This is a genomic window from Bacillus sp. 37MA (assembly GCF_000372765.1).
Taxonomy (GTDB): domain Bacteria; phylum Bacillota; class Bacilli; order Bacillales; family Domibacillaceae; genus Domibacillus; species Domibacillus aminovorans.
The window spans coordinates 2,988,086-3,001,870 of sequence record NZ_KB889752.1 but is presented as its reverse complement, the minus strand read 5'-3'; the positions used below and the strand labels follow the sequence as shown (position 1 = coordinate 3,001,870).

Here is a 13,785-nt window from a genome sequence, read left to right as displayed (position 1 = left end):
GTAAAGAAGGGATGAAGATCATGAGTGAATTATGGTATACAGAAAAGCAGACAGATAATTACGGTATCACGATGAAAGTGAAACGTACTTTGCATACAGAACAGACTGAATTTCAATATTTAGAAATGGCTGAAACAGAAGAATGGGGCAATATGCTGTTTTTAGACGGCATGGTCATGACAAGCCAGCGGGATGAGTTCGTGTATCATGAAATGGTGGCGCACGTACCGCTTTTCACACACCCGAATCCGGAAAACGTCCTCGTTGTCGGCGGTGGTGATGGTGGCGTAATCCGTGAAATATTAAAGCATCCATCTGTGAAAAAGGCGACATTGGCTGAAATCGATGGAAAAGTAATCGAATACTCCAAAATACATTTGCCTGAAATTGCAGGCGAGCTTGAAAATCCGCGGGTCGAAGTAAAAGTCGGAGATGGTTTTATGCACATTGCTGAATCAGAGCAGGAGTATGACGTGATCATGGTTGATTCAACGGAGCCAGTTGGTCCTGCGGTGAATTTGTTTACGAAAGGTTTTTATGCCGGTATTTCAAAAGCATTGAAAGAAGATGGCATTTTCGTCGCGCAATGTGATAATCCGTGGTTTAAAGCGGATTTAATCCGTCAAGTGCAGGCAGACGTGAAAGAAATTTTCCCCATTACACGTCTGTATACAGCAAACATTCCGACGTATCCGAGTGGCCTTTGGTGCTTCACGATCGGTTCGAAAAAATACGATCCGCTCGCTGTAGAAGACAGCCGCTTCTTTGATATCGAAACGAAATATTACACGAAAGAACTGCATAAAGCGTGCTTCGCATTGCCGAAATTCGTGCAGGAGTTGACATAATTATGCGATTTGATGAAGCGTATTCAGGAAATGTTTTTATCGGTACACAGACGTCTTATGAAGACAGCGATGTCGTGTTGTACGGTATGCCAATGGATTGGACAGTCAGCTACCGTCCAGGCTCCCGTTTCGGTCCGGCCCGTATTCGGGAAGTATCAATTGGTCTGGAAGAATACAGTCTGTATTTAGACCGTGAACTGGAAGAAGTCGCTTATTTTGACGCAGGTGATATCCCACTTCCGTTCGGCAATGCACAGCGAAGCCTTACTATCATTGAAGAATATATTGATGGCCTTCTGGATGCCGGCAAAAAACCACTCGGCATGGGCGGCGAGCATCTCGTTTCATGGCCAGTCATGAAATCTGTGGCAAAAAAATATAAAGATCTTGCGATTATTCATTTTGATGCACATACTGATTTGCGCACAGAATATGAAGGTGAGCCATTATCACATTCAACGCCGATCCGCAAAATTGCGGAACATATCGGGCCGTCAAATGTGTATTCATTCGGTATCCGTTCAGGCATGAGAGAAGAATTTCAGTGGGCGAAAGAAAACGGCATGCACATTTCAAAATTTGAAGTGCTTGAGCCATTGAAAGAAATATTGCCAACACTTGCCGGACGTCCGGTTTACGTCACGATCGATATCGATGTTCTGGACCCAGCCCATGCACCGGGCACAGGCACAGTGGACTGCGGAGGCATCACGTCGAAAGAACTGCTTGCATCGATTCATGCGATTGCCGGATCTGATGTAAATGTCATCGGCGCTGATCTTGTTGAAGTCGCGCCGATTTATGACAACACTGAACAAACCGTGAATACCGCATCAAAACTCATTCGCGAGATGCTGCTCGGTTTCTTTTAAATAATAGGGGAGCGTCCGGAAACGAACCGGACGTTCTTTTTGTTCAAATAAAGCAACATTTGGCTATGTTCAAAATCAATTACTCGTGAAAAACAAGATTTCTGCAGCCTCCCTTTCTATGATAAAATAAACACACATTGAAAAAGGAAGTGATTCGGCGTGACAGATGAGCAGATGCCGGTAAAAATCAAAGTAAAGACGGATGTGGCATACGAAGGAGAGAATGAAACATTCGAATTGTCGCTGTTCGGTCGGCTCTTTAAAAAAGGCGGCTCTACGTTTTTAAAGTACGACGAAGTGCAGGATGAAGGTGTTGTGCATACAATCGTAAAGCTGGCCGAAGAAAGTGCGTTGATTTTACGAAGCGGCGCACTGAAAATGCGGATGATTTTTGAACAAGGTGAGCAACTGAACGGTTCATACGAAAGTCAGTATGGCACCTTGCTGATCACGACGGACACAACAGATTTCACACACGAAATAAACGACATAGGTACCGGACGGGCGCTGCTCACATACAGGCTGCTCATGCAGGGCGACCCGGTCGGCACGTATACGATGAATATTCATTACGAACTGGAGGAACAATTGTGAACATTGCAGAAAAAATGCAGACGCAGCTGAAAGAAGAAATTAAAGCAGCTGTGTTGAAAGCGGGACTTGCCGCAGAAAATGAAATTCCAGCGGTCATTCTCGAAACGCCGAAAGATAAAGCGCACGGCGACTATTCAACGAATATGGCCATGCAGCTCGCCCGCGTGGCGAAAAAAGCACCTCGTCAAATCGCAGAAATCATTCAAGAAAATATCGACTTGTCAAAAGGCTCAATCGAAAAAATCGATATCGCAGGTCCTGGGTTTATTAACTTTTATATGAATAACAGCTACTTAACGGATCTTGTGCCGTCTGTTCTAGCAGCAGGTAATCGGTACGGTGAATCAAACGCTGGCAATAATGAGAAAGTGCAAGTTGAATTCGTTTCAGCTAACCCAACAGGCGATCTTCACCTCGGCCATGCCCGTGGCGCATCTGTTGGTGATTCTTTGTGCAACGTGCTCGAAAAATCCGGCTATGACGTTACACGTGAATATTATATTAATGACGCAGGTAACCAGATACACAACCTTGCTGTATCTGTTGAAGCACGGTACTTCCAGGCGCTCGGCCAAGACAAAGCAATGCCTGAAGACGGCTATCACGGTAAAGACATCATCGATATGGGAAAAGAACTCGCAGAAGAATTCAGTGATAAATTCGCAAATATGACGAAAGAAGACCGCTATAAAGCGTTCCGTGAACAAGGCTTGAAGTACGAATTGGCCAAATTACAAAAAGACCTCGCTGATTTCCGTGTCAAATTCGATGTATGGTATTCGGAAACATCGTTGTATGAAAACGGCAAAATTGACGAAGCGCTCGACGCACTTCGCCAGAATGGCCATGTGTATGAAGAAGAAGGAGCGGTCTGGTTCCGTTCTACAACATTTGGTGATGATAAAGATCGTGTCCTTCGTAAACAGGATGGTACATACACGTACTTAACGCCTGATATCGCGTATCATAAAGATAAATTTGAACGAGGCTATGGAAAAGTCATCAATATTTGGGGAGCCGATCACCATGGATACATTCCGCGGATGAAAGCGGCTGTTGAAGCACTCGGCATCAACCCGAATCAATTGGAAGTTGAAATCATTCAGATGGTACAGCTATACAAAGACGGCGAAAAAATGAAAATGAGCAAGCGGACGGGTAAAGCGGTCACAATGCGCGAGCTTGTAGAAGAAGTCGGTCTCGATGCAGTACGTTATTTCTTTGTTATGCGCAGCGGTGACACACATTTAGACTTCGATCTTGATCTTGCTGTCTCACAATCGAATGAAAATCCAGTTTATTATGCACAGTACGCACATGCACGCATTTCGAGCATTTTGCGCCAGGCAGCGGAGCAGGGACTTGATGTGTCCGCGGACGCAGACGTATCTCTTTTGACCGCTGAAAAAGAAATTGATCTGTTGAAAAAAGTTGGTGATTTCCCACAAGTAGTGGCTGAATCCGCTGAAAAACGACTTCCGCACCGTATTACAAACTATATACAGGAACTCGCATCTGCATTCCACAGCTTTTACGGAGCGGAAAAGGTTATTGATAAAGACAATGAAGTCATGTCAAAAGCACGCCTTGCTCTTGTAAAGTCAGTACAAATCACAATGAAAAATGCGTTTTCCTTAATCGGTGTATCTGCTCCTGAAAAAATGTAAAGATGAAGCTGCCGGGAGGCCTTTCCTGGCAGCCTTTTTTATGTCCTTGTGCGGCGGAAATATCTCCTTATAATTTGATCAATCTGTCAACATAATCCTACTAAATATTGGAAGTGTTATAAACTAGTGTTTTATGAAATAAGAGGAAATGAAAAAGAAGTTTCTTTAAAAGGTTCTTGACTGAATGCTCATTCATATAATAGGATAAGAGTAATTAAAGGGATATTAGGGGAAAGGAAGTGCACGGTTATGAATGGGTTACTATGGCTTAATTTAATCGCTGCTACTTTTGTAATCGCTTACGCGGGATGGTTATTTGTTTATTTACTAAAAACACGCTACGCATTTATAAAGCTTGGTAAAAAAGAGGAATTTGATCGGAAAAAGGCTGAACGAATCCGTACTATTATGGTCAATGTGTTTGGCCAAAAAAAACTATTAAAAGATAAAAAGAGCGGCACGATTCACGTAATGTTTTTCTATGGATTCCTGCTTGTGCAACTCGGTGCCATCGATTTTATTATGAAGGGAATTGTACCGGGAGCGCATTTGCCGCTCGGGCCACTTTATGAACCATTTACATTTTTTCAGGAAATTGTAACGCTCACGATTCTCGTCGCTGTTGTCTGGGCCTTTTACCGCCGCTACATTGAAAAACTCGTTCGATTGAAGCGCGGATGGAAAAGCGGACTTGTGTTGATTTTCATCGGATCGCTCATGGTTTCGGTTCTGGGAGGCAACGGTATGGACCTTATCTGGCACGAGGAAAGTGTTCAATTCACATGGATGGAGCCGGTGGCGTCAGCTGTTGCGGTCATATTCGCCAATCTGCCACAGTCGATTGTCATCGCCCTATTTTATGTCATGTGGTGGATTCATTTGTTCGTCTTGCTCACGTTCCTCGTGTACGTGCCGCAATCTAAACATGCACATTTAATCGCCGGTCCAATCAACACATATTTACACCGTTTAAATAAAGCCGGTACGCTCCGGAAAATTGATTTCGAAGATGAAACGCAGGAATCATTCGGTACGGGGAAAATTGAAGATTTTACGCAGACACAAATGATTGACTTTTATGCGTGTGTGGAATGTGGGCGCTGTACAAATATGTGTCCGGCGACCGGCACAGGTAAAATGCTGTCGCCGATGGATTTAATCGTCAAATTGCGTGATCATTTGACCATGACTGGTGCAGCCGTAACTAGGCAGCAGCCATGGGTTCCAGCATTTGCTTTTACTCAGACGCGAGGAAATCAAATTGCTAAAGGCATCGATCCGTACAGCCCTTCGATGATCGGAGATGTCATTACGGAAGAAGAAATTTGGGCGTGTACGACGTGTCGAAACTGTGAGGACCAGTGCCCGGTTATGAACGAGCACGTCGATAAAATTATCGACTTGCGCCGCTACCTTGTTCTGACTGAAGGTAAAATGAACCCGGATGCGCAGCGCGCTATGCAAAACATTGAGCGTCAGGGCAATCCGTGGGGCTTGAACCGGAAAGATAAAGAAAAATGGCGTGAACTACGTGATGATGTTCATATTCCGACGATCAAAGAAATGCAAAAAGAAAACATTAAACCCGACTATTTATTTTGGGTCGGTTCAATGGGCGCATTTGACAGCCGTAGTCAAAAAATTGCGCTGTCGTTTGCTAAACTGATGAATGAAGCAGGTGTGTCGTTTGCCATTCTTGGCAATAAAGAAAAAAATTCGGGAGATACACCACGCCGTCTAGGGAATGAATTTTTATTCCAAGAACTGTCGGCAGCGAACATTGCGGAATTTGAGAAAAATGATGTGAAAAAAATCGTGACAATCGATCCGCATGCATACAATATCTTTAAAAATGAATATCCCGATTTTGGCTATAAAGCAGACGTGTATCATCATACCGAACTCCTCGATCAGCTCGTGAAAGAAGGCCGATTGAAACCGCATTATGAGGTGAATGAAACGATTACGTTTCATGACTCATGTTATCTTGGCCGCTACAATGATGTGTACGACCCGCCGCGGGAAATTTTGAAAGCGATTCCAGGTGTGCAGCTTGTGGAAATGAAGCGGAATCGTCAGAATGGCATGTGCTGCGGTGCCGGCGGCGGAATGATGTGGATGGAAGAAGATACTGGCCACCGAATCAACGTCGCCCGTACAGAGCAGGCATTAGCTGTGAGTCCATCTGTGATCAGCTCCGGCTGCCCGTTCTGCTTGACGATGCTTTCAGATGGAACGAAAGCGAAAGAAGTGGAAAATCAGGTCGCCACATATGACGTTGCGGAATTGCTTGAGAAATCGATTTATGGTGTGAAAAAAGAAATAAGTGCGTAGTACAAGAAGCGAACGCTACCTGCTTTACCCGTTTAAGAGTCTCGCATATAACAAACTAGGCGCGCTTGTAAATCGAGAAGTCTGCGTGCAGTGAATCAAATCAGCACGAAAAGGGGGATTGCTCAATGAAACTTAAAAAAATCATGGTGATCGGTGCCGGTCAGATGGGATCGGGGATTGCGCAAGTTTGTGCGCAGGCGGGTTATGATGTGCTGCTTCATGACCTGAAACCGGAACACATTGATCATGGGCTCCAGATTATTTCTAAAAATATCAATCGTCAAGTGGAAAAAAGTCGGATGACCGATTCAGAAGAATCAGATGTTCTTAGACGTATTCACAAATCAACGGATTTACACGATGCGGGTGGCGTCGATATTGTCATTGAAGCAGTCGTTGAAAACATGGACATCAAGCGGAATATTTTTGCTCAGTTGGATGAAATCACGCCTGATCATACAATACTTGCATCGAATACGTCGTCGTTACCGATTACGGAAATTGCGGCGGCGACGGACCGGCCGGAAAAAGTGATCGGAATGCATTTTATGAATCCGGTCCCGGTGATGAAGCTGGTGGAGATTATTAGAGGCTTGGCGACAGCGGATGATGTGTATAAAAAGATTGAGGATCTCACGAAAATGCTGGGAAAAGTGCCGGTGGAAGTGAATGACTTCCCAGGGTTTGTGTCCAACCGTGTCCTCATGCCAATGATTAATGAAGCGATTTATACGCTCTATGAAGGAGTAGCGACGAAGGAAGCGATTGATGATGTGATCAAGCTTGGGATGAATCATCCAATGGGGCCGATTGAACTTGCTGATTTTATTGGTCTCGATACGTGTTTGTCTGTTATGGAGATTTTGCATGAAGGGTTTGGCGACGATAAATACAGGCCGTGCCCGCTGCTTAGGAAATATGTGAAAGCAGGTTGGCTTGGAAAAAAAGCAGGTCGCGGATTTTACATATACGAATAAGCGGAGGCGATTCGGATGAATGTTCGGCTGACAGATGAGCAGAATATGTTGCAAAAAATGGTGAGGGACTTTGCTGAAAAAGAAGTGGCTCCGTTTGTAGAGCGAATGGAAGCGGGGGAGTTTCCACGAGAGATTCTCAACAAAATGGCGAAACTCGGATTGATGGGGATCACAGTGCCGGCCAAATACGGCGGCAGCGAAATGGATTTTACGTCATGCGTGATTGCCATTGAGGAGCTGTCTAAAGTGAGTGCGGCGGTGGGCGTTATTTTATCTGTGCACACATCGGTCGGTACAAATCCGATTTTATTTTTTGGAACAGATGCACAAAAAGAAAAGTATGTAACGAAACTCGCTTCCGGCGAATGGCTCGGCGCCTTTTGTTTAACTGAACCGTCTTCTGGGTCTGACGCGGCATCATTAAAAACGACAGCGGTGAAAAAAGAAGGTCACTACGTAATGAATGGTTCAAAGGCGTTCGTTACAAATGGCAGTGTGGCTGATACGTACATTGTATTTGCAAAAACAGAGCGGGGCATTTCTGCTTTTATCGTTGAAAAAGATACGGCTGGACTCATCATTGGCAAAGATGAGCGGAAGATGGGGCTTCACGGATCGCGCACGGTACAGCTGACGTTTGAAGATATGATTGTACCGGCTGAGAACTTGCTCGGTGAAGAAGGTGATGGTTTTAAAATTGCGATGGCTAATCTCGATGGGGGACGGATTGGCATTGCCGCCCAGGCGCTTGGGATTGCGGAGGCTGCTTTTGAAACAGCGGCAGCCTATGCGAAAGAACGTCATCAATTTGGTAAACCCATTGCGCAGCAGCAAGCGATTGCGTTCAAACTTGCTGATATGGGAACGGCTGTTGAAGCAGCCCGACTATTCGTCTATAAGGCAGCAAGTCTTCGTTCAAACGGACAGCCATGCGGGAAAGAAGCTTCGATGGCCAAACTATTTGCATCGCAAGTAGCGGTTGATGCATCAATTGAATGCGTGCAAATTTTAGGCGGATACGGTTATACAGAAGACTATCCAGCCGAGCGGTATTTCCGTGATGCAAAAGTGACGCAAATTTATGAAGGTACGTCAGAGATTCAACGAATCGTCATTAGCAAACACCTGTTAAAATAGGAATGGAGCAGTGCTAAAAGAAATGAACGCAATTACCTTATAAAGGAATGTTGATGGAGTAAGGAGACGGAATAGAATGACAGAAAAAAGACGGCAAGTACATGCTTCTGTTAAGGACATACAATTGATTGAGAAACGGCGCTCGGAAATGATTCGCGGCGCTGTTCAATTATTTAAACAAAAAGGGTTTCACCGGACGACAACACGTGAAATTGCGAAAGCATCGGGCTTCAGTATCGGTACAATGTATGAATACATACGTACGAAAGAAGATGTTTTATATCTTGTCTGTGACAGCATTTATGATCAAGTGAAAGAACGGCTGCAGCAAATTGATTTTGAGCAGGGTACTCTTGAGAGTTTGCAGCTTGGTATTACGTATTACTTTCGAGTAATGGACGAAATGCAAGATGAAGTGCTCGTCATGCATCAGGAAGTAAAGTCGCTTTCAAAAGATGTGCTGCCCTATGTACTGAAAAAAGAAGTAGAAATGGTGTCGATGATGGAAACACTCATCCAGCGCTGTGTCGATCGCGGTGTGCTTGAAATGGATGAAAAAAAAGTGCATGTTTTGGCGCAAAATATTTTTAATCAAGGACAAATGTGGGGCTTCCGGAGATGGATGATACAAAAATCATTCACGCTTGATGAATACATCAACTTGCAGACTGATCTGCTTTTTGCCGGTATAAACGGATACAAAACAAGCAATTAAAAAAAGCCCGTTCTCATTTTCGAGAGCGGGCTCATATTATTTACAGTAAATCGCGGTCTGTGCGCTTCGTTCTGTCTTCATTTAACCGCTCTTCATGCAACTGAAGGGTTTCTTCTTCTTGAGTAGTACGGTTAAGTCGATCATCTTCTGCATATGCATTACCACCAAGATTCGGATCACCGACGGCTGCTGTACGACCTTCTTCATAAAGGCCGCCATATTCACGGTCTACGTATAAAAGAATGCCTCCGTTTTTCACTTCTGTATAGTAACGGTCTGCTTCAGCGTCCGATATGCCGATATTACGGAAAGCACCGCGTACCGGCTCCTCGCCTGACATGAACGCCATGAAGTGATCCATCCATGAGCTTCCTGCTGTCTGTACATCCGCTCCTGTACGTCCACGAACCATTGAAATATCATCTTTATCTTTTGCAATGACATAAATGTCGTCTTCTGTATAACCGTGCGTTTTTAAATTGTCGATTTCTGCGATCACTTCTGTTTCACTATGATATACACCGATAAATGTTTTATTTTCCATGATGATTTATTCCTCCTGAAAGTTGAATTTGTCATTGTTCTCAATATTTGTCTACCCGGCGTATGCCCGATAAAACGAACTTCTAAGAAAATGGTTACAAAGTCGGGAGGCCCTGACAAAAGTTTCTTTTTGAAAAAATAAGCTTATATTTTACATGGAAAGGGAATACTTATTAAGAAAATTTACAATTACGATATCTATGTAATACACTAAAGGAGTAAAATGAAAGAAAATGTCGATTGGAAGGATGTGAAGGCTTGAAACGTGTCATTCAATGTGCAGTACTAATGGCTATAGCCATCATTACATACTGGCTTTATTTAAACCAAGTTGGAGCAGTTCCATTCCTTCTCCTCTCTATTTTTTTCTTTTATAAAGCTTATGAAGCGTATCGTGAACGTTCAAAAAAGCATAAAGTAGGACAGCGAATCGACCATTCAGCCGCTTCAACCGGAAAAAAAACAGAAATCATCACATAAATATGGCGTGCCGCCATATTTTTTGTTTATAATGGAGAATATGCCAAAAACGTTTTGCTCTTTTTGGGCGTGCAAATAGAGAAGGGAAGTGCGAATGGTGAGTTTGCAACAATATTCCAAAGAACAAATAAAAGAAATGTCATTCCTTGAACTGGCACATTTAATTCTTGCTGATCAGCGGGAACCAATAACATTTAAAGAAATGCTATCAAAAATTCAAAAGCATCTTGGCGTTTCAGATGCTGAAGTAAGATCGCGTACGGTTCAATTTTATACAGATTTAAACGTTGATGGAAGTTTTTTATCATTAGGTGAAAACCGCTGGGGTCTTCGTGCATGGTACCCGGTTGAAAAACTGGAAGAAGAAACGACGAATGCACCTGCGAAAACGCGTAAGAAAAAGGCGAAAAAAGCTGTAATAGAAGATTTTGAAGAAGAACTAATTGAAGATGATGAAATCGAGGACTTCGATGATGAAGACTTTGATGAAGTAGATGAAGATGAAGATATCGATGTGGAAGAAGACATTGATATCGACGAAGAAGATTTGGATGAGGACATTGAAGAAGAAGATGATGAAGAAGACATTCTCATTGAAGTTGATCCCGACATTGAAGATGATGAATTTGAAGAAGAAGAAGGCGCCGAAGACGAGTACAATCTCGACGATAAATAACTTTTAATCTTCGCTTGACTATTTCATCGGCGAATTGTAGTATTTTATTTGGGCTCTTTTATGAGACGAAATGACATTAGTCTATAACGCTCCTCTTACTGAGAAGTAAGCGGAGCGTTTTTTGTATTTTTATGATAAAACAGAAGTATTGAAGGAGGATATTTTCACTTTGACAAAATATATTTTCGTGACAGGTGGCGTTGTATCATCACTCGGAAAAGGAATTACAGCTGCATCACTCGGCCGTTTACTCAAAAATCGCGGTTTAAAAGTATTTATTCAAAAGTTTGATCCATACATTAACGTAGATCCGGGTACAATGAGTCCGTATCAGCATGGCGAAGTATTCGTTACAGATGACGGTGCGGAAACGGATCTTGATCTCGGTCACTACGAGCGTTTCATCGATATTAATTTGACGAAACTAAGCAACATTACAACAGGTAAAGTATATTCATCTGTCATCCGAAAAGAACGCCGCGGTGAATATTTGGGCGGCACGGTGCAGGTAATCCCACACATTACGAATGAAATTAAAGAGCGTGTTTTCCGTGCGGGTAAAGAATCAGGCGCAGACGTTGTCATTACAGAAATTGGCGGCACGGTCGGCGATATTGAGTCCCTTCCATTCCTTGAAGCCATTCGCCAAATTAAAAGTGATGTCGGTCAAGATAACGTGCTGTACATTCACTGTACGCTGATCCCATATTTGAAGGCAGCCGGTGAAATGAAAACGAAGCCGACACAGCATAGCGTAAAAGAGCTTCGAAGCCTTGGTATTCAGCCGAACATTATCGTTGTCCGGACCGAAATGCCGATTTCACAGGACATGAAAGACAAACTTGCTTTGTTCTGTGATATTGCAAAAGAGGCGGTTATTGAATGTCCAGATGCGGATACACTTTACGCCGTGCCAATCATGCTGCAAAATCAAAAAATGGACGACCTCGTTTGCCGTCTGTTGAAAGTACAGTGCCATGATGCGGATATGACGGAGTGGAATGCCCTCGTTCATAAAGTGCGCAATTTGTCGAATACGACGCGGATCGCTCTCGTCGGTAAGTATGTGGAACTACAGGATGCCTATATTTCAGTTGCGGAGTCATTGAAGCATGCCGGCTATCAGTTTGATGCGGATGTGGAAATTGACTGGGTGAATTCAGCTGAAATTACAGAGGATAATGTAGCAGAGCGTTTAAAAGACGCAGACGGTATTCTTGTACCGGGAGGCTTTGGTGATCGCGGTATCGATGGAAAACTTGCGGCGATTAAATATGCACGTGAAAACAATGTACCGTTTTTCGGCATTTGCCTCGGTATGCAGCTTGCGTCAATCGAATACGCGCGTAACGTATTGAAATTAGATGGTGCACATTCAGCTGAAATCCATCCGGACACACTGTACCCAATTATCGATCTTTTGCCAGAGCAAAAAGATATCGAAGACCTCGGGGGTACACTTCGTCTCGGTTTATATGCATGTAAATTACAGCAAGGTACACGTGCATATGAAGCATATAATGAGGAGATCGTTTACGAGCGTCACCGTCACCGTTACGAATTCAACAACGAATTCCGTGAGAAAATGGAGAAAAAAGGATTCATCTTCTCGGGCACAAGCCCGGATGGACGTCTCGTTGAAATCATTGAACTGGCAGAGCACCCGTGGTTCGTTGCAGCACAGTTTCACCCGGAATTTAAATCCCGTCCGACACGTCCGCAGCCATTGTTCAAGCAATTCATTAAAGCAGCAATCGAAAATCAATAAGAATTCAAAGGCTAAGATCGCGGCATTAATGGCTACGCCTTTGTTAGCATACTCTATGAGTCAAAAAATCCCGTCCGACTACTTTACTTATCGGCGGGTTTTTTTTTGATGAATAGCAGGAACAGTCTGTCAGCGCTTCACTATTATCGGTATTCGCTCATAATTTCTTCAATCGTCATTTTTAATAAAAAATATGTGTATAGTCCGGCGATCGCAGAAGGAAATCCGGTCCGGCCCCCTTCATCATTGGGCAAAAGTCCTTTCGTCAGCCGCATATCAATAAACGCATCTGCTAATACTTCGATGCCGGACTCTTCTCGTTGTGAGGCAATAGCTGCAAATGGAATCCCGTCAGCCTCTAATTTTTTTGCCAGCTCTATTGCTTCCGGGTCATCAGCAAATCGTGAAGCGATCAATACGCGGTCTGCTTCCGACAATTGGACAGAAGGTGTCCAGCATTGAATGCGGCTCAATGTTTCTGCACCGTCTATAGCTTCTTTTTCGATGGCAGCCATTTCACCAAAGCCTTTTATATATATAATCCCTTCACTAATTAAGCCTTGAGCAAGTAAGCGCCCTGCATCTTCAATTGGAAATTCTTCTTTTTCACTAATCCGCTTCAATAAACCGATCAGCTGTGTCGTAAACATTTTGGACAATCGTATCACTCATTCCTTTTTCTCTAGTATAGTATTTATAACAAAATGAAGGAAGCAGGAATCAGGAAGGAATTTGAAGAGAAATGGAGAATGTATGTAGAACGTGTGAAAAAGAACGGAAGGCAAAAGTACAGGGGGAAAATACAGTGACAGCAAACATTTTAATTGTTGACGATCAATATGGTATCCGAATTTTATTGAATGAAGTGTTAAAAAAAGAAGGATACGATACATTACAGGCTGCAAGCGGGCCAGAAGCAGTAAAATTAGCAAAAGAACAAAATCCTGATCTTGTATTGCTCGATATGAAAATTCCAGGCATGGATGGAATTGAAATTTTAAAACAAATGAAAGCGGATAACCCTAATATCCGCGCGATTATTATGACAGCATATGGGGAACTTGATATGATTCAGGAAGCAAAAAACATTGGGGCAATCATGCATGTACCGAAACCGTTTGATATTGATGATATTCGTAAAACAGTCAAAGATCATCTAATCGATTAAAGGAAT

Annotated in this window: 14 protein-coding genes; 12 read left to right on the top strand and 2 right to left on the bottom strand. The window is 43.3% G+C overall.

Annotated elements, in window-relative coordinates; genetic code table 11:
• Positions 1–20 precede the first annotated feature (20 nt).
• From speE to A3M5_RS0116435, 8 genes are all read left to right on the top strand, one after another.
• On the top strand, positions 21–848 hold the full coding sequence (gene speE, locus A3M5_RS0116470; RefSeq protein ID WP_018394890.1) for a polyamine aminopropyltransferase: 828 nt from the start codon (positions 21–23) through the stop codon (positions 846–848).
• Between the two features lie 2 nt (positions 849–850).
• Positions 851–1,720: an agmatinase gene (speB, locus tag A3M5_RS0116465; RefSeq protein WP_018394889.1), complete on the top strand. Its 870-nt coding sequence runs from the start codon at positions 851–853 to the stop codon at positions 1,718–1,720.
• A gap of 159 nt (positions 1,721–1,879) precedes the next feature.
• A complete protein-coding gene (locus tag A3M5_RS0116460; RefSeq protein ID WP_018394888.1) occupies positions 1,880–2,314 on the top strand; it encodes a YwiB family protein in 435 nt (144 codons plus the stop codon).
• The gene (gene argS / locus A3M5_RS0116455; RefSeq protein ID WP_018394887.1) at positions 2,311–3,981 is read left to right on the top strand and encodes an arginine--tRNA ligase; all 1,671 of its coding nucleotides are present in this window, start codon (positions 2,311–2,313) and stop codon (positions 3,979–3,981) included. Before A3M5_RS0116460 ends, argS begins: the two co-directional genes overlap by 4 nt.
• A 249-nt stretch (positions 3,982–4,230) precedes the next feature.
• Entirely contained in the window at positions 4,231–6,315 is a 2,085-nt protein-coding gene (locus A3M5_RS0116450) for a (Fe-S)-binding protein (RefSeq protein ID WP_018394886.1), read from the top strand.
• A gap of 125 nt (positions 6,316–6,440) precedes the next feature.
• On the top strand, positions 6,441–7,292 hold the full coding sequence (locus tag A3M5_RS0116445; RefSeq protein ID WP_018394885.1) for a 3-hydroxybutyryl-CoA dehydrogenase: 852 nt from the start codon (positions 6,441–6,443) through the stop codon (positions 7,290–7,292).
• A gap of 15 nt (positions 7,293–7,307) precedes the next feature.
• On the top strand, positions 7,308–8,429 hold the full coding sequence (locus A3M5_RS0116440) for an acyl-CoA dehydrogenase (protein WP_018394884.1): 1,122 nt from the start codon (positions 7,308–7,310) through the stop codon (positions 8,427–8,429).
• Positions 8,430–8,505: 76 nt separating this feature from the next.
• Positions 8,506–9,144, top strand: a complete 639-nt coding sequence (locus tag A3M5_RS0116435; RefSeq protein WP_018394883.1) for a TetR/AcrR family transcriptional regulator — start codon at positions 8,506–8,508, stop codon at positions 9,142–9,144.
• Between the two features lie 40 nt (positions 9,145–9,184).
• On the opposite strand, the gene A3M5_RS23230 is transcribed toward A3M5_RS0116435, so the two are convergent.
• Entirely contained in the window at positions 9,185–9,688 is a 504-nt protein-coding gene (locus A3M5_RS23230) for a YflT domain-containing protein (RefSeq protein ID WP_018394882.1), read from the bottom strand.
• 257 nt (positions 9,689–9,945) lie between these two features.
• On the opposite strand from A3M5_RS23230, the gene A3M5_RS23225 reads away from it, so the two are divergent.
• The 3 genes from A3M5_RS23225 to pyrG all read left to right on the top strand — a co-directional run bounded on the left by A3M5_RS23225 (position 9,946) and on the right by pyrG (position 12,611).
• Complete coding sequence (locus A3M5_RS23225) at positions 9,946–10,167, top strand: hypothetical protein (RefSeq protein ID WP_155894730.1); 222 nt, start codon at positions 9,946–9,948, stop codon at positions 10,165–10,167.
• Positions 10,168–10,261: 94 nt separating this feature from the next.
• On the top strand, positions 10,262–10,843 hold the full coding sequence (rpoE, locus tag A3M5_RS0116420; RefSeq protein WP_018394880.1) for a DNA-directed RNA polymerase subunit delta: 582 nt from the start codon (positions 10,262–10,264) through the stop codon (positions 10,841–10,843).
• A 169-nt stretch (positions 10,844–11,012) separates the two neighbouring features.
• The gene (gene pyrG, locus A3M5_RS0116415; RefSeq protein ID WP_018394879.1) at positions 11,013–12,611 is read left to right on the top strand and encodes a CTP synthase; all 1,599 of its coding nucleotides are present in this window, start codon (positions 11,013–11,015) and stop codon (positions 12,609–12,611) included.
• Between the two features lie 143 nt (positions 12,612–12,754).
• On the opposite strand, the gene A3M5_RS0116410 is transcribed toward pyrG, so the two are convergent.
• Positions 12,755–13,261 (bottom strand): DUF2529 family protein, encoded by a 507-nt coding sequence (locus A3M5_RS0116410; RefSeq protein ID WP_018394878.1) that lies wholly within the window; start codon positions 13,259–13,261, stop codon positions 12,755–12,757.
• A 155-nt stretch (positions 13,262–13,416) separates the two neighbouring features.
• On the opposite strand from A3M5_RS0116410, the gene A3M5_RS0116405 reads away from it, so the two are divergent.
• A complete protein-coding gene (locus tag A3M5_RS0116405) occupies positions 13,417–13,779 on the top strand; it encodes a response regulator (protein ID WP_026221774.1) in 363 nt (120 codons plus the stop codon).
• Positions 13,780–13,785: the final 6 nt, after the last annotated feature.